At 66.7% G+C, this 20,528-nt stretch carries 18 protein-coding genes; 7 read left to right on the plus strand and 11 right to left on the minus strand.

Translation table 11 applies throughout. The features are described 5' to 3' along the window. The 4 genes from GJ693_RS06005 to GJ693_RS06020 all read right to left on the minus strand — a co-directional run. Window positions 1-404, minus strand: a 404-nt coding sequence (locus GJ693_RS06005) for a hypothetical protein (RefSeq protein ID WP_156255423.1), incomplete at its 3' end; no start/stop codon positions are given. A gap of 72 nt (window positions 405-476) precedes the next feature. Next, the gene (locus GJ693_RS06010; RefSeq protein WP_207789950.1) at window positions 477-2,921 is read right to left on the minus strand and encodes a DUF4132 domain-containing protein; all 2,445 of its coding nucleotides are present in this window, start codon (window positions 2,919-2,921) and stop codon (window positions 477-479) included. 5 nt (window positions 2,922-2,926) lie between these two features. Beyond that, window positions 2,927-3,343: a hypothetical protein gene (locus tag GJ693_RS06015; protein WP_156255425.1), complete on the minus strand. Its 417-nt coding sequence runs from the start codon at window positions 3,341-3,343 to the stop codon at window positions 2,927-2,929. Window positions 3,344-3,421: 78 nt separating this feature from the next. Then, window positions 3,422-4,021, minus strand: coding sequence for an HNH endonuclease (locus GJ693_RS06020; protein ID WP_156255426.1), 600 nt, complete (start codon window positions 4,019-4,021; stop codon window positions 3,422-3,424). A gap of 137 nt (window positions 4,022-4,158) precedes the next feature. On the opposite strand from GJ693_RS06020, the gene gluQRS reads away from it, so the two are divergent. From gluQRS to GJ693_RS06050, 6 genes are all read left to right on the plus strand, one after another. Further along, window positions 4,159-5,034, plus strand: a complete 876-nt coding sequence (gluQRS, locus tag GJ693_RS06025) for a tRNA glutamyl-Q(34) synthetase GluQRS (RefSeq protein ID WP_197041992.1) — start codon at window positions 4,159-4,161, stop codon at window positions 5,032-5,034. Window positions 5,035-5,116: 82 nt separating this feature from the next. After that, on the plus strand, window positions 5,117-5,926 hold the full coding sequence (locus GJ693_RS17455; RefSeq protein ID WP_235902685.1) for a PEPxxWA-CTERM sorting domain-containing protein: 810 nt from the start codon (window positions 5,117-5,119) through the stop codon (window positions 5,924-5,926). Between the two features lie 93 nt (window positions 5,927-6,019). Continuing rightward, window positions 6,020-6,220, plus strand: coding sequence for a twin transmembrane helix small protein (locus GJ693_RS06035; protein WP_156255428.1), 201 nt, complete (start codon window positions 6,020-6,022; stop codon window positions 6,218-6,220). A gap of 20 nt (window positions 6,221-6,240) precedes the next feature. Next, window positions 6,241-6,786 carry a cob(I)yrinic acid a,c-diamide adenosyltransferase gene (locus tag GJ693_RS06040; protein ID WP_156255429.1) on the plus strand — a complete coding sequence of 182 codons (546 nt, stop codon included), beginning with the start codon at window positions 6,241-6,243 and terminating at the stop codon, window positions 6,784-6,786. Between the two features lie 114 nt (window positions 6,787-6,900). After that, window positions 6,901-7,650, plus strand: coding sequence for an electron transfer flavoprotein subunit beta/FixA family protein (locus tag GJ693_RS06045; protein WP_156255430.1), 750 nt, complete (start codon window positions 6,901-6,903; stop codon window positions 7,648-7,650). After that, window positions 7,647-8,579, plus strand: a complete 933-nt coding sequence (locus GJ693_RS06050; RefSeq protein WP_156255431.1) for an electron transfer flavoprotein subunit alpha/FixB family protein — start codon at window positions 7,647-7,649, stop codon at window positions 8,577-8,579. The genes GJ693_RS06045 and GJ693_RS06050 overlap by 4 nt, the downstream gene beginning before the upstream one ends. 216 nt (window positions 8,580-8,795) lie before the next feature. On the opposite strand, the gene GJ693_RS06055 is transcribed toward GJ693_RS06050, so the two are convergent. Beyond that, window positions 8,796-9,512, minus strand: a complete 717-nt coding sequence (locus GJ693_RS06055; protein WP_156255432.1) for a hypothetical protein — start codon at window positions 9,510-9,512, stop codon at window positions 8,796-8,798. A 386-nt stretch (window positions 9,513-9,898) separates the two neighbouring features. Here GJ693_RS06055 and GJ693_RS06060 point away from each other — a divergent pair, with 386 nt between their 5' ends. Next, entirely contained in the window at window positions 9,899-12,337 is a 2,439-nt protein-coding gene (locus tag GJ693_RS06060; RefSeq protein WP_235902687.1) for a penicillin acylase family protein, read from the plus strand. Between the two features lie 3 nt (window positions 12,338-12,340). Here the strand turns inward: GJ693_RS06060 and GJ693_RS06065 are convergent, their stop codons facing one another. The 6 genes from GJ693_RS06065 to GJ693_RS06090 all read right to left on the minus strand — a co-directional run. Further along, window positions 12,341-13,102 (minus strand): nucleotidyltransferase family protein, encoded by a 762-nt coding sequence (locus GJ693_RS06065; protein ID WP_156255434.1) that lies wholly within the window; start codon window positions 13,100-13,102, stop codon window positions 12,341-12,343. Then, window positions 13,102-14,073 (minus strand): aminoglycoside phosphotransferase family protein, encoded by a 972-nt coding sequence (locus GJ693_RS06070; RefSeq protein WP_156255439.1) that lies wholly within the window; start codon window positions 14,071-14,073, stop codon window positions 13,102-13,104. Before GJ693_RS06070 ends, GJ693_RS06065 begins: the two co-directional genes overlap by 1 nt. After that, window positions 14,070-14,531: a tRNA (adenosine(37)-N6)-threonylcarbamoyltransferase complex ATPase subunit type 1 TsaE gene (tsaE, locus tag GJ693_RS06075; protein ID WP_156255435.1), complete on the minus strand. Its 462-nt coding sequence runs from the start codon at window positions 14,529-14,531 to the stop codon at window positions 14,070-14,072. Before tsaE ends, GJ693_RS06070 begins: the two co-directional genes overlap by 4 nt. Further along, the gene (locus GJ693_RS06080; RefSeq protein ID WP_156255436.1) at window positions 14,512-16,464 is read right to left on the minus strand and encodes a TonB-dependent receptor domain-containing protein; all 1,953 of its coding nucleotides are present in this window, start codon (window positions 16,462-16,464) and stop codon (window positions 14,512-14,514) included. The genes tsaE and GJ693_RS06080 overlap by 20 nt, the downstream gene beginning before the upstream one ends. A 57-nt stretch (window positions 16,465-16,521) precedes the next feature. After that, complete coding sequence (locus tag GJ693_RS06085; protein ID WP_156255437.1) at window positions 16,522-18,516, minus strand: TonB-dependent receptor; 1,995 nt, start codon at window positions 18,514-18,516, stop codon at window positions 16,522-16,524. Between the two features lie 97 nt (window positions 18,517-18,613). Then, window positions 18,614-20,528 (minus strand): TonB-dependent receptor domain-containing protein (locus GJ693_RS06090; protein ID WP_156255438.1); only part of this gene is annotated, 1,915 nt, incomplete at its 5' end.

Raw genomic sequence — 20,528 nt, forward strand, 5'->3', positions numbered from 1 at the left:
CCGCGCGCGGCGAGTGCGCGGTTCAGCTGGCCGATGCGGGTGCCGCCCCAAACCAGCGCCAGCCGTTCCGGATCGGCGATGCGGCACTGGCCCGGCGCCACCGGCCACACCAGCCCGTGGTCGCCAATGGGCCCGCCATCGCCCACCCGCAGCCCCAGCAGGCAATCGCTGCCGGCGACCAGATCGGTGAACGACCACGCCGATCCGGCCGGGTTGACCGTCTCGCCGGTCACCCGCGCCTGGCCCAGATGCTGCGCCAGCGCCCGCGCTGTCGCCGCCAATATGTCGATCATGCCGCCCGGCGGCGCATCAAACCGGACCTCGCACAGCTGCGCCACATCATGCGCAACGCTGCCATGGTAATTGCGCCAGAACTGCCCGCCATGGTCGATGACATGAGTCATATCGAAAGCGCCCCCGCTTGCCCGGATCAGGATAATCGCCTGACTTGCCAATGCAATCCCGCTGGCCAGCTCTCAGAGCTGGGAGAGGATGGTCCTGTCGGTGATGCGGCTTTCATCGGCCAGCAGGAAGGCCTTGGCCAGGATGATCGAAACCAGATTGTCGCCCGCAAAGGGCAGCGCCAAATTGCGGCTTTCGGCCGGCGCCCCATCGGGGACGATGCACAAATAGCGATTGGCGGGCAGGATCTGGATATTCGAAGACCCGAAGTGGATGGCGTAACGATGGCGCTTGCCGGTCACGATCAGCGTGCGCTCGCCGATCTCCAGTTGCGCCGCGATCGAGAGGCGTGGCGCGATGCGGGCGATCAGTTCGCGCCGCATTGTGGCTGACTGGCCGAGTTCGCCAAAGGCATGGTCCAGCCAATATTGGCCGAAACGGCCGCCCGGCCCGCCATCGGTCCAGCCGGGATCATTGGCAACGCTGGTCACGGCGACAAACAGATCGCAATCGCGCATCACTTCAGACAACAGCAACGGATCGATCCGTTCCAACGGCACCGGCGCGCCATCGGCTCCAACGAAGCGCAGCTGGTCGCTGGCCAAGTGCAGCAGGATGCCGCTCGCGCTGGCGGCGCCATCGCCAACAGGTTCCACCTGATACTGTGCGGTCAGGCCATGGGCCGGCAGCGGCCGGCTCGGCAGGCTCCAGCTGTCGAACTGGCCCATCAGCTGATAATCCCAGCCCCGCGACAGGCACAGCGCGCGGAACTGGTGCTGGCGCAATATGTGCGCGGCAAACCGGTTGGAATAGATCGCCGTCTGCCGCTCGGCATCGGTGAGCACATAGATTTCGCGATGCGCCTGGCGGATCGGCTGGGTGAGGCCGGCAGCGATGATGCGCTGCCGCCAGGCCAGCACGGTGGCGGGATCAGCCAGCAGCGGGTGCCACAGGCGCACCCGGGCATCGGGTGCCGGGATGAGGGCGGTGCCGTCCAGCGTTTCCAGGCGGCCATCCACCGGCAACACCGCCGTGCTGCCCACATCCCAGATCAGCGCCGCAACGATCGGCCGCCGCACGGGATGGCCAAGATAATGCGCCTGCCAGTCGGCGAAGGCCCAGTCCCGCCGCTCGATCCAGCTGGCCTCGAGCCGGGCGACCTGGCCGGCGCGCGCTGCCTCGATATCGGCCACGGTCTTGCGCACGGCGGCCAGTTCCGGCTTGTGCTGGTTGCGCACGGCGGCGGGCACGGATTTCAGCGGCTTGCCGGCGGCATCATGCCAGGCCAGATCGGTTGCGGTCGCGGTCAGCCGGATGCGGGCGCTGGCCTCACCGATCTGTTCCACCCGCATGCCGGCGGCATCGATGCCATGATCGGGCAGGCCAACGTCTTCCAGCGCGGCCAGGCTCTGTCCGCTGTTCCGGGCCAGCGCCGCCAGCCGCTTGGCGATCTGCGCGCGGGCGGAGGGATATTTGATCTTCTCGGCAAGGCGGAACAGTTCGGCAGCGGCATGCGGGCCCTCGGCCATGGCCGACAGCGCCCACAAGGCGGCATTGCCCAGACTGATCGAGCGCGCGCCGTGATTGGGCACCTTTCGGAAACAGAATTCGGCAAAGCGGCCTACCGGCCCGGCGAGCGCGGCGTGATCGAGCTGCGGGGCGAGCCAGACCAGGCCTTTCAGCAGGTCGAGGCTGTCGTCCACCCGCGCCGGATCGGGAATGGTGCTGGCCAACAGATGGATGAGCGTCTGGGTCAGCACGCCCTGATCCAGCGCGACCATTGCAGTGGTGCCGGCCGCCTGCCACTTTCCACTGGGTTGGGTCTTGCCGGCGCTGCTGGCACACTGGACGGCCAGTGCCTGCCAGTGCGGCTGTTCGGCGGCGGGCCGGGTGACGACGAACGCCTGCCAGCCGGTGGCAAAGGCCCCAGCCGGCAGCGCCGGCACATTGGCTGTACCGTCCAGCAGACGGTCAATCCGATCGGCGATTTCGCGAATGGCCTTGGTGGGCGCCCCGCCGTAATTGCCCCGGTTGGCCATCTTGCGCAGCGTGGTGAGAACGCTGCGCAGTTCGCCATCCAGCGGCTGCTGCTCGGCAAACCGCTCCACGGCACTCAGTACCGATCGGCCTGGGAAGCCGAACTCCAACCCATAGCGCTGCTGCGTCCACATGGAGAGCAGCCGGGCCAACACGCTGGCGCTGAACGGCAGATTGCGGCGCAGCAACTGGGTCAACATGGCTGTGCAGAGAGCCTCGGCATGATAGTTGTTGCCGCTGCGGGATCCGGTTGCGTCCTGGTATCCGCCCGCTGCCGCCATCGTGACGGCAACCTGCACGTCTGGCGCGGCATCCTTCAGCGCCAACCAGGCCGGCGAGTCCGACAATTTCTTCTGCCAATGATCGCTGGCGGCGATCGCCTCGCTGCAGATGGTCCTGACGAGGGCGTGGGCATCGCGGACTTCAGACGCGTCGGGCAGCGACGCCGGGCCGCGCAGCATCGCGCTAAGTCTGCCGAGCAACGACATCAACCACCCTTCAGCGGCGACAGGTGCAGGAAGATCACCTCGCTGGCCTCGCCGAAACCAACCTCGTCATCCAGGCCATCGAGCTGGACATCGTCGACCAGCAGGATGAAGCGGCGCTTGGCAAAGGCGGCGCAGGCGCGTTCGGTTTCGGCTGCCGCATCAAGCCGGCGCACCGGCCGGCGTGGGGCCTGCGGATTGAGCGCCTGTTCTTCCGGTCCCGCGGCAATCAGGAAGGAGCGCGTGCCCGAGGACTGTTGGGACCGTTCCGCGATCAGGACCACTTCCTGCGCAACGCGGGCGGCGATGATGGCGCGGGCGCTGGTGCGCTGGCTGGCGAGCCTCAGCTCGCCGGCCGGGCGACGCTCTTCGAGCGGGCGGCCGAAGTCTTCGTCCACCAGTTTCAGCAGGGCGGCCATGACGCTGTTTCCTTGCACGATCAGCCGTCAGCATGCGCAGCGCCGCCGTGCGGTCAAGCAGAAAACAGTCGAACCCGTTCAGGCCAGCAGTTCCACGTCCCAATAGAGATAGTCGCGCCAGGTGGTGTGGCAATAATGCGGAGGGAAGGCGCGGCCGTTGGACTGGAGTTCGTGGGTCGTCGGCTGGCCCGGACGCGACAGCAGGTGCATGTGCGCTTCGGCCGGGGTGCGGCCGCCCTTTTTCAGGTTGCACGGCGCGCAGGCAGTGGTGACATTCTCCCACGTCGTGCGGCCGCCATAGGCGCGCGGGATAACGTGATCGAAGGTGAGTTCGCCGCCGGGCACGCCGCAATATTGGCAGGTGAAACGGTCGCGCAGGAACAGGTTGAAGCGGGTGAAGGCCGGGTGGCTGGCCGGGCGCACATATTGGCGCAGCGCGATCACCGATGGCAATTTCATGCGCAGGCTGGGCGAGCGGATCTCGCGGTCATATTCGGCGATGATGTCCACCCGTTCCAGGAAGGCGGCCTTGATCGCCGTCTGCCACGGCCACAGCGACAGCGGGTAGTAGGACAGGGGGGTGTAATCGGCGTTGAGCACCAGCGCCGGGCAGGCTTCGGGCGAAATCAGGCTGCGCTCGGTCACGAATTTCTGTTCGAGCAATTCCGCCGTCAGCATATCAAAGCCTCCCCAACTGCGGGGCGGCCAACGCTGACACGGGCCCAGTCGCACAAGAGCCGAAAGTGGCTCCAGGGCCGCGCTGCGCGGCCACACCATGTAACCCCAGTCTTTACAACAGATTGTATGTCAGGCCAATGACAATACCGGATTTCGTTGTGGATAACGTGGATAAGTTGCCCCTCACCACCCGCTTCGCGCCGTCGCCCACCGGACTGTTGCACCGCGGCCACGCGCTGTCGACGCTGCTGGCCTGGCGGCTGGCGAGGGCGGCCGGCGGCCGCTTCATCCTGCGCATCGAGGATATCGACACCACCCGCTGCCGGCCCGAATATGAAGCCGCGATCCTGGAAGACCTGGCCTGGCTCGGGCTGGACTGGGATGGCCCGGTCTGGCGACAGAGCGCGCGCGGGCCGGTCTACGCGGAAGCGCTTGACCGGCTGGTGGCGATGGGCGTCGCCTATCCCTGTTTCTGCACGCGGGCGGACATCGCGGCCGCCGCCAGCGCGCCGCATGGCCCGGAAGCGGCGATCTATCCCGGCACCTGTCGCCATCTTGCGCCCGATGAACGTGCCCGCCGGCTGCCCCAGGAAACGCCGGCCTGGCGGCTGGACGTTGCCGCGGCGCTGGCCATCACCGGGCCCTTGGCGTGGCACGACAGCTTCGCCGGGCTGCAGGCGGCCGATCCGGCCGCACAGGGCGATTTCGTCGTGGCGCGGCGCGATATCGGCACCGCCTATGCGCTGGCCGTGGTGGTGGATGATGCCGCGCAGGGCGTGACCGACGTGGTGCGCGGGGTGGACCTGTTCGAAGCGACCCACGGCCAGCGCCTGCTGCAGGCCCTGCTCGGCCTGCCCGCGCCGCGCTATCACCACCACAAGCTGGTGCTGGGCGCCGATGGCAAACGGCTGGCCAAGCGCGACCGCGGCGAAACGCTTGCCGCCTTGCGGGCCGCCGGCACCGATCCCGCAGTGCTGCGTGCGGCCCTGATTGACCCGGTCAGATATCCTTAACAATTTATGTATTGAAATGCCATTCCGGCCTGATTATTCAGGGCAAATGGGCAGGTCCAGGCCCAACCGGGGGAGTATATTCATGCGTGTTGCCGTTGCTTGCGCTGCCATTTGTGCGGCTGCCATTTCGATTTCGGCGCCGGCCAGCGCCGCCAAATATCTGATCACCGTGCAGGGCACGGCCATTGCCGCGCCCGTCCCACCTGGCGGCACCGGTATCGCGGAAGTCGCTGCACTCGCGGGTGCCGCAATGTTCGCCGCCTTTGAAGTCGATACTTCGCTGGCCACCTTCACCCAGGGCGCACCGGCGGGCGGCTTCGGCACCAGTGGGCTGTGGTCTGGCTCGGTGCAGCAGGGGGCTATCGGCATCGGCGGCGTGGCGCTGGTGCGAAACGGCAATGATCTCGGCAACATCTTCCTGGTCGATAACGGCGGTGCCGGCCCGGCCAACCCGAACGGCCGGCTGGACCAGGCCACGATCAGCAGCGGCGCCCGCTTTCCCGGCGGCGTCTTGACCCGCAGCTATGACATCTTCGGCTTGCCGGGCGACATCTTCCTCAACAGCCTGGCCTTCGGCCGCACCCGGGTGGGCGACATCAACAATCTGCCCACGCTGGTCACCGATGTGACCCAGCGCCCGGATTTCCCGTCCTTCCTGTTCAACCCCGGTGGCACCAACCCGTTCATGAGCCTGCAGTTCCGCCGCGGCAACCCGACCTCGCCGACGCAGATTGGCGCTTTGCCGGTGCAGACCCTGGGCTTTGCAAACCTCACTGTCCAAGTGCAGGAAATCACCGCCGTGCCGGAGCCGGCGAGCTGGGCGATGCTGATCATCGGCTTTGGCCTCACCGGCGCCGCCCTGCGCCGCCGCCGCAGCGCCGTCGCGGCCTGATCGGGCAGGGGTTGGCCCCTGTCGCAGGGGCCAACCGCCGCACCCCCCAGATCGCGGCTGTTCAGCCGGGGAAAGGGTGATAGACCTTCCCCCATGCAATCGACTCTCGTCTTCTTCATGGTCGCCTCGGCCGTCGCCACGCTGGCGGTGCTGGCCCGCGGCATCATCATCATGGCGCGCGGCCAGGATGTGACCGGCGAACAATCCAACCGGATGATGAGCCTGCGCGTCGCCCTGCAGGCGCTGGCGATTTTCTTCATCGTCATCCTGTTCCTGATCAACCGGCCGGGCTGAAGCCCGCTTTCGAGGTTGCGATGGTTCGGCTGAACCGCATCTACACCCGCACCGGCGATGATGGCTCCACTGGGCTGGTGGACGGCAGCCGTGTCTCCAAGGCCAGCCTTCGCCCGGTGCTGATGGGCAGCGTGGACGAAGCCAACGCTGCCATCGGCCTGGCCCGCCTGACTGCCAGCGCCACCACCGATCGCCTGTTGTCGCGCATCCAGAACGACCTGTTTGACCTCGGCGCCGATGTCGCCACGCCCGACGGCGTTGAGGGCGCACTGCGCATCGTTCCGGCGCAGGTCGATTGGCTGGAGGCGCAGATCGACGCTGCCAACGAGACGCTGGAGCCGCTGAAGAGCTTCATCCTCCCCGCCGGCACTGCCAGCGCCACCCACCTCCACCTCGCCCGCACCATCGTGCGCCGCGCCGAGCGCGACGCCGTGGCGGCGGGCGACGAGATCAGCGCCGCCGCCCGCCACTATCTCAACCGGCTGTCCGATCTGCTGTTCGTGCTGGCCCGCGTGGAGAACGCGGCGACAGGTGATGTGCTCTGGGTTCCCGGTGCAAATCGCTAGGGTTTGCGCCCTGTAGGGCGACAGGTTGACGTTAACGTAAACTTGGGCCTTGACCATGGTGACGGCATCGGCCAAGGGCAGGGTTCACAGCAGCGAAGCTTGGGAAGGCTGGCCATGAAGGTGCTTGTCCCCGTCAAACGGGTGGTCGACTATAACGTCAAGGTGCGGGTGAAGTCGGATCAGACCGGCGTCGAACTCGCCAACATCAAGATGAGCATGAACCCCTTCGACGAAATCGCCGTTGAAGAGGCGATCCGCCTGAAGGAAAAGGGCATCGCCACCGAGGTCGTGGTCGTCTCCGTCGGCGTGCAGCAGTGCACCGAAACGCTGCGCACCGCGCTCGCCATGGGCGCCGATCGCGGCATCCTGGTGCTGACCGATGTTGCAACCGAATCGCTGGCCGTCGCCAAGGTGCTGGCCGGCATCGTCGCTGAAGAAGCGCCGGGCCTGGTCATCCTGGGCAAGCAGGCCATCGACGACGACGCCAACCAGACCGGCCAGATGCTCGCCGGCCTGCTCGGCTGGGCGCAGGGCACGTTCGCCTCCAAGGTCGATCCGCAGGGCGACACAGTGAACGTGACGCGCGAAATCGATGGCGGCCTTGAAACCGTGGCGCTGAAGCTGCCGGCGATCGTGACGACCGATCTGCGTCTCAACGAACCGCGCTATGCCTCGCTGCCCAACATCATGAAGGCGAAGTCCAAGCCGATCGCCAACAAGACGCCGGCCGATTACGGCGTGGACATGACCCCGCGCCTCACCACACTGAAAGTGACCGAACCGGCCAAGCGCCAGGCCGGCATCAAGGTGAAATCGGTGGATGAACTGGTGGCGAAGCTGAAGGAAATGGGAGCGGTGGCATGAGCGCGCTTGTTCTGGCTGAACACGACAACAGCGAACTGAAGGACGCCACGCTGGCGGCCGTCACCGCCGCCGGCCAGCTGGGCGGCGACGTGCACATTCTTGTGGCCGGCGCCGGTTGCGGCGCGGTGGCCGATGCAGCCGCCAAGATCGCTGGTGTGTCGAAGGTGCTGGTCGCCGATGATGCCGCCTATGGCGCCGCCCTGCCGGAAAACGTCGCCCCGCTGGTTGCGGGCCTGATGGCCGGTTACGACGCATTCGTGGCGCCGGCCACCAGCCGCGGCAAGAACATCGCCCCGCGGGTCGCCGCCGCGCTCGATGTGGCGCAGATCAGCGAGATCCTGTCGGTGGAAGGCCCCGATACCTTCACCCGCCCGATCTACGCCGGCAACGCCATCGCCACCGTGAAGTCGTCGGACGCCAAGAAGGTGATCACCGTGCGCGGCACCGCCTTCGCCAAGGCGGCGACGTCGGGCGGCAGCGCCAGCGTTGAAGCCGTCAGCGGCGCCGGTTCGGCCGGCACGTCGAGCTTCGTCGGCGCCGAACTCACCAAGTCCGCCCGCCCCGAACTCACCGCCGCCAAGATCATCGTGTCGGGCGGCCGCGCGCTGGGTTCGAGCGAGAAGTTCCACGAATATATCGATCCGCTCGCCGACAAGCTCGGCGCCGCCGTCGGTGCCAGCCGCGCCGCGGTCGATGCTGGCTACGCGCCGAACGACTACCAGGTCGGCCAGACCGGCAAGATCGTCGCCCCCGAACTCTATGTCGCCGTCGGCATCTCCGGCGCGATCCAGCACCTGGCCGGCATGAAGGATTCCAAGATCATCGTCGCCATCAACAAGGACGAAGAAGCCCCGATCTTCCAGGTGGCCGACGTCGGCCTGGTCGGCGACCTCTTCACGCTGGTGCCAGAACTGACCGGCAAGCTGTAATCAGCGATCGCTGCGAAACAGAAGGGCCGTCGCTCGCTGAAGCGGCGGCCCTTTTGTTTCGGAAGAGAAAGAGAGGCCTCCGGCGGGCAGGGACGCAGTCCCTGCACCCGTTTGCAATGAGCGAGGCGCTCAGATCAACCAAGGGCCGAGATTAGCCCCCTCTTATTGCACATGTTCAACGCGCCCTGGGGGGCGCGCCATGCTGGAAGACAACACTTAAGGTGGGCTCAGCCTCCGTAGGGTCATGTTGCGCCACGTGATGCCGGCGTCCGGCGTGCAAACTAGTTTCATTGTGGTTTGGTACGTTGGGCCGCGGCAAAAGTCGGACTTTGACGGTCCCATGTTGAGGCTAAACTGGATACGTGTTTCCCTGTAGAGATTACCGATGCCTGTCCAAAGCTCTGCAGAGCTAGGCTCGTCTCCGCCATTAATTTTTACAATCGCGCCTTCCTGAGTAAAATTCATTCTATGTCCGCCTTTGTCGGCCCACAGCCCGGAAACGTCGACCACTGGCAATCCGTTTTGGTCTCTCATTGTGAGTGGCGCGCGTGTAGATTCTGTATCGTTATTGCTCGAAGGTCCAATCTCCGTAGGTAAAGGAGAGTTTTCAACTGGGATCAATTCCGTCTTTGAGCCTTTTGGCTTTGCAGAATTAGCGGTAATTCCCGAAACGCTCTTAGCCGCTGACTTTTCTGCGCGAGAGGTGGCTTGATTGGTGTCTTGTTTTGATTGTGCGCCAGAATCCACATCTTTGGGGAGCGTGGCAGGCACGCCGATACTCAAATCGTGAAAATAGTTCTGATTGATTGCAAACCCAGCCAGCGACACCAATAAGCCAAAAATGCCGAGCACACTTTGGCGCCAAAGAGAAGTGACTTGGCCTACCTCAAGCTGTTGAAGTTTAACGCCGCCTCCCACGATCGCGGCGATCATGCAGCCGACGCCGATAAAAACTAAAGCCGCCCCCATCAGAAGCTCCAATCTTGTATGGGAAGCTAATCATGGCTCTGATCAAAATGCCAGAAAATTGGTGAGTGTCACCCCTTGGCCTCGGCGATCGACCACTGATCAATGCAGCCCATTCTTGGTTTAGATTAGCTTGGATAGGCAATTGCCCTTTTTTGTTTTGCGCGAATTGCGTGAATTATCCCGGGAAGGGAACTGGCACCCAACTCCACTAGGTTTTCCCTTCAAAAACAAACGGGTGCAGGGTCTGCGACCCTGCCCGCCGGAGGCCAACTTTCTGCTGCCGGCCACCCGCTGTCCTGTGTCGGCAAAGCCTGTCATCATGACCCGGCCCGGCGTTCGGGCTTGGGGTGATGGCGGGGGGCGGCATGGGTTCGGGCAGATCGGTCAGGGTGATGCTTGGCGTGGCGGGTCTGGCGCTGTTTGCCCCGTCGGCGCTTGCCGAGCCGGTCACCATCCACCGCGATGCCATGGGTGTGCCGCATGTGTTTGCCCAAACGTCGGCGGCGGTGATGTTTGGGGCCGGCTATGCGCTGGCGCAGGATCGGCTGGCGGCGATGGAGTTGCAGCGGCGCGGGGCGGCGGGGCGGCGGGCGGAGATTGTGGGGGCGTCGGCGCTGGCGGGGGACCGGACGGCGCGGGATCGGCGGCTGCCCGATGCCGAATTGCTGCGCATGTATCACGCCATCCCGGCCGAGCATCAGGCGATGATGTTGGCCTATGTCGATGGCATCAATCGCGCCGTGGCCGAGGTGATGGCCGATCCGGAGCGCAAGACGCCGCTGGAATTCATCCGCTGGGGCATAAGGCCGACGCCGTGGACGTTGCTGGATTATCTTGGCTACATCGCCTCGGTGCCTGGCGGCCGCGATGCCCATGAGATCGCCAATCTGGCGTTTCTGAACGCGATGATCAAACGCCATGGCGAACGGGCTGGCTGGCAGATCTTCAACGATGTCGTGCCGGTGTCCGATCCGGATTCACCCACCGTCATTGCGCCCGGCGAGGATCGGGCGCCAGCGCGGCTGGTGCCGGTGGACCGGCCGGTGTCACTCAAGGCGGGCGGGGTTGATCTCAGCGCATCACCAGCGGCACCCGCACCGGCTGAACCGCCGCAAGGTGCCAGCCGCTGCCTGGTGATCGGCCCGCAAAAATCCGCCAGCGGCCGCGTGCTGATGCTGGAGGCGACCGCCGATGGCCCGGAAATCCATCTGCGCGGCGGCGGCTTTGATCAGGCCGGTTTCAGTTTCAACGCCTATGGCCCGCCGTTCATGGGCCGCGGCGTGCAGCATGGCTGGCTGCTCACATCCGGCGTGGCGCAGGCCAATTCGGTGTTTGCCGAAAAGCTGAACCCGAAAAATCGCTTGCAATATTGGTTCAAGGGCAGCTGGCGCGACATGGAGCACCGCACCGAAATCATCCTGGTGAAAGGCGCGGCGCCGGTAACCCACGAGGTGGCGCGCACCGTGCATGGCCCGGTCATCCAGTGGGACAGCGCCAACAACATCGCCTTCTCCCACAGCTTTGCCATGCGCGGCCGGGAGATCGACAACTGGGTCGGCATTGTCGAGATGGGCCGGGCCCGCAGCATCGACGAGTTCGAGGCCAAGGGCGTCAACCGCATGGGCTGGAACCTGGGCATTTGCTACGGTGGCGCCGATGGCCAGATCGGCTTCTGGGAGGCCGGCAATCTGCCCAAATTGCCGGCGGGCGTTGATCCGCGCTTGCCGATTCCAGGCACTGGTGATCATGAGCTGCAAGGGTATCTGACGCCGGCCGAGCAGCCGCATGTGCGCAATCCGAAGCAGGCCTATCTCCACGCCTGGAACAGCAAGGCGACGACCTGGAGCCCGGAAGGCACCGAAGCGCGCAATGGCGCGGCGTTCCGTACCTGGGCGGGCAACAGCCTTGCGGCATCGGCCCGGGCGATCACCCTGCTCGACATGCGGGCGTTTAACGCGGCGATCTTCAGCGCGATGGGGGCCAGCGACCGGACGCAGACGCAGCCGGCCTTCTTTGCGCCCTATATAAGGGCGGCGATGGCTGCCAGCAACGATGCGGAGGTGCGTGAGGCGGGCGCGCTGATGCTGTCGTTCGACGGCTATTACGCGGATCGCGATGCCGATCAGCGCTATGACAATGCCGGCTTGACGCTGTTTCGCCAGTGGCTGACCGTGGCGCCGGCGATGATCTTTGGCGACAGCATTGGCGACTGGTGGCGGCGCGTCGATGACGACCGCTACCTGCGCTATCAGACCAGCCTGCTGCTGCGCGCCTTGCAGGGTGAGAAGGCGGGCGCGCCGCTGGCGTTCGACTGGTTCCACAGGCGGGATCGCAACCAGCTGCTGGCAGCCTCGATCAAGGCGACGGTGGAACAACTGCGCACCGAATTTCCCGGCAAGGCCATGGCCGAGTGGAAGTGGCCGATCTTCTGGAAATATTATGATCCGGCGGCCCAGCGCCCGGACCGGCCCGTGCTGCCGGACGATCCCGATCCGCCCCGCCTGTCAGCCGTGCTGAAACTGGGGCCGGTGATGGCGCCGCACAACGGCGGCGAAGGCTGGGTGGGGCTGATGGAGATCGATCCTGATCATCCGGCGCTCTACTCGGTGGTCGATGCCGGCGGGCAAAGCCTGTTCATCGACCCGCAGGGCAAGGGCAATCCGCACCTGACCGACCAGACCATGATGCATGAAAGCAACGAGCTGAAGAAGATCGAGATGGCGCCGGACGCGGTGCGGGCCGGCGCCGTTTCGACCCTGGTTATCGATTATGTGCGTGGCCGGCCCTGAGCCTCAGACCTCCTGCAACAGCGCTTCGGTCTCGCCGATGCTGGCCGGGGTGCCGACGTGGAACCAGAGGCCGGGGTGGCTGATGCCAAACATGCGGCCATTTTCCAGCGCCTTGTTCCAGGCGCGCCACATGGTGAAGGGCTCGACCGGTTCGCCATCGAACAGGGCGCGGCTGATGATCTGCAGGCCTGAATAGACGAAGGGGGCCATGCGGATGCCGGCGCGCGGCGTGAGGCGGCCGAGGCCATCCATGTGGAAATCGCCGCGGCCTTCATAGCCATGGGCGCGAGAGAGCGGGACGAGCAAGAGGAGCGCATCCATCGCGGTGGCGTCCCAGCGCTGGGCGAGCAGGCGCAGCGTGTCGACGGGGCCGTCGATCCACATATTGTCGGCGTTGATGGTGTAGAATTCCGGGCCCTGCAGCAGCGGCAGTGCCTTGGTGATGCCGCCGCCGGTCTCCAAGAGCAGCCCGCGTTCATCCGAGATGTCGATGCGGGCCGGGGCCTTGCGGGCGCGAACGGCGGCTTCGATCTGGTCGGCGAAATAGTGCGCGTTCACCACGGCGTGCTCCACGCCGGCGGCGGCGACGCCATCCAGCGCGCGGTCGAGCAGGCTCTTGCCGGCCACCTCGATCAGCGGCTTGGGGCGGGTGGCGGTGAGGGGGCGCATGCGCTTGCCCAGGCCGGCGGCCATCACCATGGCGCTGGTGGGCAGGTCGCAGTCGATGTGCGGCTTCAGGCTGAGTGGCGGACTGGCCTTGCCCATCACTTCACCTCCACACCATGGCGGGCGCTGGCCGGCACGTTGGCATCAAACCAGGCCTGCACGCCGGACAGCGCCGGGTGCGCGAGATTGGCGTTGACCAGTTCCCACAGCCGCGGGTGGAAGGCCGGATAGCTGGGCTTGCCATCACGGACATAGAGGCGGGTGAAGACTCCGAGGATCTTGATGTTCCGCTGTGCCGCCAGGATGGCGTAGGCAGTGCGGAAGGCCGCTTCATCCAGACCCGGCCGCGCCCTGATATAGCGGGCGATCATCGCGGCTTCGAGGTCCGGCAAAACGACGCGGCGGATATCCTGCAACAGGCTGGCCAGATCATAGGCCGGGTGGCCGGCCAGCGCGTCCTGGTAATCGAGCAGGCCGAGGCGTTTGAGGCCCGGCCGGTCGAGCAGCATCAGATTGTCGGCATGATAGTCGCGCAGCACCAGCACCGGCGGATGGGTGAACAGGGCTGGCCACAGCGGCGCCCACGCCTCGTTGTAGCCCGGCGCTTCGGCCAGGCCGACGGCGGGCAGATACCAATCCGGAAACAGCCGGGCTTCGCGCAGCAGTTCGGCCTCGTTGTAGGGCGGCACGTCAGCCGGCGGGTGGCGGTGCAGTTCGGCGAGGATATCGACGGCGGTTTCGTAGATCGCCCGCTCGTTGCTGGCGTCGGCGGCCAGCACCGGGTTCACCCGGCCATCGCCAAAATCCTCCAGCAGCACCAGGCCCTGATCGAGATCGGTGGCCAGGGCCTGCGGTGCGGAAAAGCCCAGCGCATCGAGATGCCTGCCGATGGCGAGGAAGGGACGGCTGTCTTCCTTGTCGGGCGGCGCGTCCATCAGCACGGCGGTGCGGCCTTGCAGCACCACCCGGAAATAGCGGCGGAAACTGGCATCGCCGGCCAATGGGCGCACGGCGGCACCACCCCAGCCATGGGCATTGAGGAAGGCGCCGGTGCCGGGCGGCGGGATCATTTCGGCAAGTTTGCTGGCCACCGGTTTCCCCAAGCCGGCGGCGCGCGCCAAGTCAAGCGGCGCGGTGCATCGCCGCTGCCGGAGAGGGCGAGGTGCAGCGCATCGGCAGGCAGGCGATGGCCCAGCCGCTCCGGCCATTCGATCAGCAGCGCCGCATCGGTTTCGAACAGGCCCAGCGCATCGGCTTCGGCCGGGTGCTCGAGCCGGTAAAGATCGCAATGCCACACCGGCACCGGCAGATCCTCATAAGGCTGCACCAAGGTGAAAGTGGGCGACGGCACATCGCCGGTCCAGCCCAGCGCGCGCAGGACAGCACGGGCGAACGTCGATTTGCCGGCGCCAAGATCGCCTGACAGCGCCACCACATCACCGGGGCGCAGCACGGCGGCCAACGCGGCCGCAACAGCGCGCGTGTCGGCCTCGCTGGCCAGGGTCCGCTCAGAAATCGATGGTGACATAGGCCTGGGCCTGGCGGCCGGGGATGGGGCCATAGGCGCCGGCGCCGCGCAGATCATAGCCCTGTTTGTCGAACAGGTTGGCGACGATGATGCGCAGCAGCACGGCGTTGCCGGCAAGCGTGAAGCGATAGCGGCCGCCCAGATCCACGATGGTGCGCGCCGGGACGGCGACGCTGTTGCTGACCGTCGCGGTCTCGCTGCTGCGATAGGCGATACGGGTGTCGAACGACAGGCCGGGCGCGAAGGGCGGGCGCCAATCGGCGCTGAATTCGACGCGCTGGCTGATGGCGCCCACCGGCCGCTCGCCGATGCGGCCGGGCACGGCGCCGGGGGCGCTCACCTTCGGCCACAGCCACACGCCACCGGCCACGATGCTCAGCGTGGGCGTCAATGGCCCGGCGATGCTGGCTTCGACGCCGCGGTTGACCACGTCGCCCAGCACATCGAAGCGATTGTTGGCATCGAGGTTGAAATAGGGCTTGGTGATGTCGAACACGCCCGCAACCAGCTTGATCTGGTCGGTAATCGCCAGCCGCAGGCCGGCATCGATCTGGCGGGTGCGGATGGCCGGCAGCGCCTCGTTGCGGTTGGCGGCATTGCCCGGCGCGACGCCGCTTTCCTCCAGGCCATTGACCGCCCCGGCATAGACCACCAGCGCTGGCGTGATGTTGGCGGCGATGGTGATGTTGTAGAGCAGCAGATGGTCGTTGGTGGCCTGTACGCCGCCCCCCGGCAGGTCGATGCGTTTCCGATAGTCCGTCCACTGCAGGCCAGCGGCGAGTTCGCCGACCCCGAGCCAGCGGCCTTCATAGCCGATGCCGCCGGTCACCTGCTTCACATCGTCAAACTGCTGCGGGCTGAAATTGAACGGCGGCTCCGGCACCCGGCTTGGCGTGTCGATCTGCACCGGGCCCAGTTCCAGCGCGTCCGATCCGCCAAAGCGCCGGTCACCGCTGCGGCCGCGCACCGCGAAGTGGATCAGGTGACGGCGCGGGCCTTCGTCGATCTGGCGGGTGAGGCGGACCTCGCCAGAGACGGCTGCAAAGTTCAGACGCGGATCGACGATCACCCGTTGCGTGCCGGTGCGATCGGTCTGCAGGTTGCGCACCAGATTGGTCATCTGCCGGTCGCGCACCCGGGAGGAGCGGAACAGGCCGGCGCGCAGCTGCCAGTTGGGCGCCACCTGCCAGTCGGCAAGCAGGCCGGCGTTGATGTCGAGGCCCTGGCCGTTCACCCAGTCCGGGCCGAAGCGCTGGCGGCGCGGCAGCAGCGGCGGCAGGAATTCCGTGGCCGTCTGGAAGGTGAGGCGGTGGTCGTCGAGCCACTGGCGCAGCACGCTGACGAAGGGGACAAGCGTCAGGCCAGGCGCCGGGTTCCAGCGTGCGGTCAGCGTGCCGCCCACACTGTCTTCCCGGGTCTGATCAAGGCCATTTTCCAGACGCGACGACGCGCCAAGCCCGAAGCTGAGCGTGGCATTGACCGGCAGCACCGCATCGATCTCGGCGTTGACGGTGCCCCATTCGTCGGTCGCCAGCAGCAGGCTGGCCGCCGCCTTGTCGCCGGGGCGGCGGAAGCCGAAGTCCACCAGGCCGGTCGGCGCCGGGAACGGGCTGCCGAGTGCGGACAGGCCAACCCGGATGGTGGTGGTGCGGCTGAGGCGGGTGTTGGGCGGCACGACTGGATCGAAATAAAGGCCGTCGATGCGCACGTTGCCGGCAGCGATCGGCGAAAAGCCGCGCACGTTCGTCTGGTTGTAGATGCCGATCACCTCGCGGCCGATGGTGCTGCCAAAGGCATCGCCGACCTGGCGCACGGCATTTTCGGCGGCGCGGCTGCCGGTGGCGGCCACCACGGCGTCTGCGGGCGGCACCTGCTGTGCCTGCGACGCGGCCGCCATCACGGCGCTGGTGGTCAGGATGGCGGCGGCCCTCATTGTCCCTGCGTTTGCCGCTTTGCCGGCCAACTGCAAGCCAAATTGGCGGGCACAGCGCTAGAAATCGACGGTGAGATAGGCCTGGGTCACCCGGCCCGGCAGCACCGTGTAGGCGCCGGCGCTGCGCAGTTCAAAGCCTTGGGCGCTGAGCAAATTGGTGGCCTGCACGCGCAGCACGGCGTTGTTGCCCGCCAGCTTGAACCGGTAACGCCCGCCCAGATCGATGAGCGTGCGGGTGGGAACCGAGACGAGATTGTTGACCGTGGCAATTTCCGGTGAGCGGTAGGAGAGCTTCAGGTCCAGCGACAGGCCGGGGGCAAAGCCGGGCTGCCAGTCGGCGGAGAGCTCGAAACGCTCGCCGATCGCCCCCACCGGCTTGTGACCGACCAGCCCGCGCGCCACGGCATCGCCGGTCACCCGCGGCCAGAGCAGGCTGGCCCCGGCCACCAGCGACAGCTCCGGGGTCAGCGGCCCGGCGATGCTGGCCTCAAAGCCGCGGTTGATCACCTCGCCCAGCACGTCGAAGCGGTTGTTCACGTCCAGGTTGAAATAGGGCTTCGATACCTGGAACAGGCCAGCAATCATCCGCATCTCGCCGCCCAGCGACAGGCGCAGGCCGGCATCGATCTGGCGGGTCTGGATCGCCGGCAGCGCCTCGTTGCGGTTGGCGGCGACGCCGGGAGCGACGCCCGATTCCTCCAGGCCGGTGACGGCCCCGCCATAGAGCGAGAGACCGGGCGTCACGTGCACGGCCGCGGTGATGTTGTAGAGCAGGGGCGAGGCAGCGGTGGTGGTGATGGCACCGGGCAGGCCGATGCGCTTGCTGTAATCGGTCTTCTGCACGCCCACCGACAGTTCGCCGATCCCGGCCCAGCGGCCTTCATAGGCGATGCCGCCAGTCCATTGCCGCACATTGTCATCCTGCTGCGGCCCGAAAGTCAGCAGCGGCGGCGGCACGTCGGGGGCAGCGGTGAGGATGTTGACGATGCCCAGATCAACCGCGTCGGACCCGCCAAAACGGCGATAGGACTGGCGGCCGCGCACGGTGACATGCACCTGGTGCAGGCGCGGCCCGTCGCTGAAGTAGCGGGTCAGCCGGATTTCACCACTGGTGGAGCCATTATACAGCGCGGGATCGCCAGTGATGCGCTGGGTGCCGGTGCCATCGGGCGATGCGATGCGCACCACGTTGGCAAACTGGCCCCTGACCACCCGTTGCGAGCGGAACAGGCCCGCCCGCAGCTGCCAGCCATCCGCCAGAGTCCAGTCCGACAACAGGCCGGCGTTGATTTCGGTATCGCCGCCGCGCGACCACCAGGGCCCGAAGAACTGCCGGCGGGGCAGGCGTGGCGGCAGGAAATTGCCGGTCGGCACCGACATCGGGCCGTGATCGTCGAGCGGCGTTTCCTTGACGTTGATGAAAGGCAGCAAGCTGAAGCGGGCCGAGGGCTGCCATTGCGCGATGAACGCGCCTTCGTAGCTGTGATCGCGGGTCTTGTTGAAGCCGTTTTCCAGCAGCAGGCCAGCGCCCACGCCGACACTGAGCGTCGAGGTGAGTGGCAGGCTGGCATCGAACTCGGCGGTCGGTGTGTTCCACGTGTTGTAACCGATCAGCAGGCTGGCCGCGGCTTCGCGTCCGGGCCGGCGCAGGCCGAGATCGACGATGCCGGTGGGCGCTGGAAACGGGCTGCCCAGCGCTGAGGGGCCAACCCGGATGGTGGTGGCGCGCACCAGCCGGCTTGATGGCGTGACGATCGGATCGAAATAGAGACCGTCGATGCGGACATTGCCGGCGACGACGGGCGAAAAGCCGCGCACCCGGTCGCGGTTGTACAGGCCCGAAACCTCGCGGCCGATGCTGGTGCCAAAAGCGTCCCCGGCTTGGCGCACGGCATTTTCGGCGGAACGGCTGCCGGTGGCAGCGACGACGGGCGGCGTGGTGTCGGGCTCATCGGCCACCGGTGGTTCGACGGGCGCCGGCAAGCTGTCGTTGGGCTGCGGGGCTGGCTGCACGGCCCATGCCGGCACGCCAAGCAGCCATACGCCGGCCATGGCCGCAGCCCGGCCCGCATTCTTTCCCCCTGTCATCCTCCGCTCTTGGCCAGCGTGCCAGCCCAAGTCCAGCAACAAAATGCGTAGGGGAGCAGGCCTAGAGGTCGACAGTCAGATAAGCGACGCCAACGCGGCCCCAGATCGGGCGATAGGCGCCGGCGCCATAAAGCTCATAACCCTGGCGGTTGAACAGATTCTCCACCTCGACGCGCAGCGTGGCAGAGGCGCCGGCGAGTTTGAAGCGATAGCGGCCGCCGATTTCCACGAACATGTTGGCCGGAATGGCGACCAGGTTCGACACGGTCGCGGTCTGGCTGCTGACGTGCCAGGCACTGATGTCGAATGACACGCCGGGCAGCCAGGGCGGCCGCCAGTCAGCGTTCAGCGTGTAGGTCGCGTTGATCGCGCCAACCGGCCGACGGCCGACACCGGGCAAGTTGGCCGTCACCCGCGGCGACAGCAGCACGGCGCCGGCCACGACGTTGAGGCTGGGTGTCACGGCGCCGCTGAACGAGGCTTCCAGCCCGCGGTTGCGCACTTCGCCCAGCTGGCGGAAATTGTTGGCGGGATCGAGGTTGAAATAGGGCTTGGCCACCTCGAACAGGCCGACGACCAGCCGCAGATCGCCCACCGGGTTCCAGCGCAGGCCGGCATCCCATTGCCGGGTGCGGATGGCCGGCAGCGCCTCGTTGCGGTTGGCGGCGTTTTCGGGCGCGACGCCCGATTCCTCCAGCCCGGTGACATGGCCGCCGTAGAGGGCCAGCCGCGGCGTCACGCTGATGGCGACATTGGCATTGAACAGCAGCGGCCTCGTGCTGGTTGCAAGCGGGGCCTCGCCGGGCAGGCCGATGCGCTTGGCATAGTCCGTCCGCTGCAGGCCCAGGGAGAGCTCGCCCACGCCGTCCCAGCGGCCTTCATAGCCGGCGGCCAGCGTCCATTGCCGGAAACGGTCGCGTTCCTGTTCGCTGAAGGCGGGGGCGGGTTGCGGGGCGGTGATCGGCGTGGTGAGCGTGGTCGGGCCAAGATCGACCGTCTGCGCCCCGCCGAAGCGCCGCCGGGCGTCGCGGCCCCGCACGGCCAGGTGAAACTGGTGGCTGCGCTTGCCGTCGCGCCAACTGCGCGTCAGCCGCACCTCGCCGCTGGTGGAGGCAAACAGCAACGGCGGATCGACGATGGCCTCGGACCGGGCGCTGCCATCAGGCTGCACGTCGGTCAGCAGGTTGGTGAAATCCTCGAAATAGGCCACCGAGGAGCGAAACAGCCCGGCCTTCAGCCCCCAGCCCGGCGCCAATTCCGCGCTCAGCACGCCGCCAGCGTTGAGCTCGGTCTCGCGGGTCCGCTGCCAGCGCGGGCCGTTCCAGAACGCGCGCGGCAGCCGCGGTGGCAGGGTTTCGCCGGCCGGGAGATAGATGGTCGCGGCTTCGTGGAACGGCGTGGTGGCGAGGCTGACGAAGGGCACGAACTCGATACCCGGTGCCGGCCGCCAGCGCGCGATCAATGCGCCTTCATAATAATAGTCGCGGGTGCCGTCGCCGGCATGATCATGGTCGATGGTGCCGCCGATGCCCAGGCTGAGACGGTCGGACAGCGGCAGCGCCACATCGGCTTCCAGCGTGCGCGTGCCGAAACTGTCCACGAACAATTGCACACTGGCGCCGGCCGTGTCGCCGGGCACGCGCAGGCCCAAGTCAACGACGCCAGTGGGGCTGGGGAAGGGCGAGCCGAACACCGTCGGGCCAACGCGGATGACGGTGGAGCCGCTGATCCGGTCGGACGGGAAGAAGACCGGATCGAAATAGAGCCCGGCGATGCGGACATTGCCGGCAACGCGGGGTGAAAAGCCGCGCACATTGTCGTCGTCGTACAGGCCGATTTCCTCGCGGCCAATGACGGTGCCGAAGGCATCGCCGGCCTGGCGGACGGCATTCTCACCGGCGCGGTTGCCGGCGGCGGTCAGCGGCGCCGGCGGCGATTCCTGCGCGGCGGCCGGCATCGCGCCCAGCAGCGTGGCA

Origin of the sequence: Sandarakinorhabdus oryzae (genome assembly GCF_009733735.1) — a bacterium.
GTDB lineage: Bacteria > Pseudomonadota > Alphaproteobacteria > Sphingomonadales > Sphingomonadaceae > Sandarakinorhabdus > Sandarakinorhabdus oryzae.

Bases quoted from the DNA above. Each gene is read 5' to 3' on its own strand.
- GJ693_RS06015 (WP_156255425.1), bottom strand. From the start codon at position 3,343: ATGGCCGCCCTGCTGAAACTGGTGGACGAAGACTTCGGCCGCCCGCTC.
- GJ693_RS06020 (WP_156255426.1), bottom strand. From the start codon at position 4,021: ATGCTGACGGCGGAATTGCTCGAACAGAAATTCGTGACCGAGCGCAGC.
- gluQRS (WP_197041992.1), top strand. From the start codon at position 4,159: ATGACAATACCGGATTTCGTTGTGGATAACGTGGATAAGTTGCCCCTC.
- GJ693_RS17455 (WP_235902685.1), top strand. From the start codon at position 5,117: ATGCGTGTTGCCGTTGCTTGCGCTGCCATTTGTGCGGCTGCCATTTCG.
- GJ693_RS06035 (WP_156255428.1), top strand. From the start codon at position 6,020: ATGCAATCGACTCTCGTCTTCTTCATGGTCGCCTCGGCCGTCGCCACG.
- GJ693_RS06040 (WP_156255429.1), top strand. From the start codon at position 6,241: ATGGTTCGGCTGAACCGCATCTACACCCGCACCGGCGATGATGGCTCC.
- GJ693_RS06045 (WP_156255430.1), top strand. From the start codon at position 6,901: ATGAAGGTGCTTGTCCCCGTCAAACGGGTGGTCGACTATAACGTCAAG.
- GJ693_RS06050 (WP_156255431.1), top strand. From the start codon at position 7,647: ATGAGCGCGCTTGTTCTGGCTGAACACGACAACAGCGAACTGAAGGAC.
- GJ693_RS06055 (WP_156255432.1), bottom strand. From the start codon at position 9,512: ATGATCGCCGCGATCGTGGGAGGCGGCGTTAAACTTCAACAGCTTGAG.
- GJ693_RS06060 (WP_235902687.1), top strand. From the start codon at position 9,899: ATGGCGGGGGGCGGCATGGGTTCGGGCAGATCGGTCAGGGTGATGCTT.
- GJ693_RS06065 (WP_156255434.1), bottom strand. From the start codon at position 13,102: ATGGGCAAGGCCAGTCCGCCACTCAGCCTGAAGCCGCACATCGACTGC.
- GJ693_RS06070 (WP_156255439.1), bottom strand. From the start codon at position 14,073: ATGATCCCGCCGCCCGGCACCGGCGCCTTCCTCAATGCCCATGGCTGG.
- tsaE (WP_156255435.1), bottom strand. From the start codon at position 14,531: ATGTCACCATCGATTTCTGAGCGGACCCTGGCCAGCGAGGCCGACACG.
- GJ693_RS06080 (WP_156255436.1), bottom strand. From the start codon at position 16,464: ATGAGGGCCGCCGCCATCCTGACCACCAGCGCCGTGATGGCGGCCGCG.
- GJ693_RS06085 (WP_156255437.1), bottom strand. From the start codon at position 18,516: ATGGCCGGCGTATGGCTGCTTGGCGTGCCGGCATGGGCCGTGCAGCCA.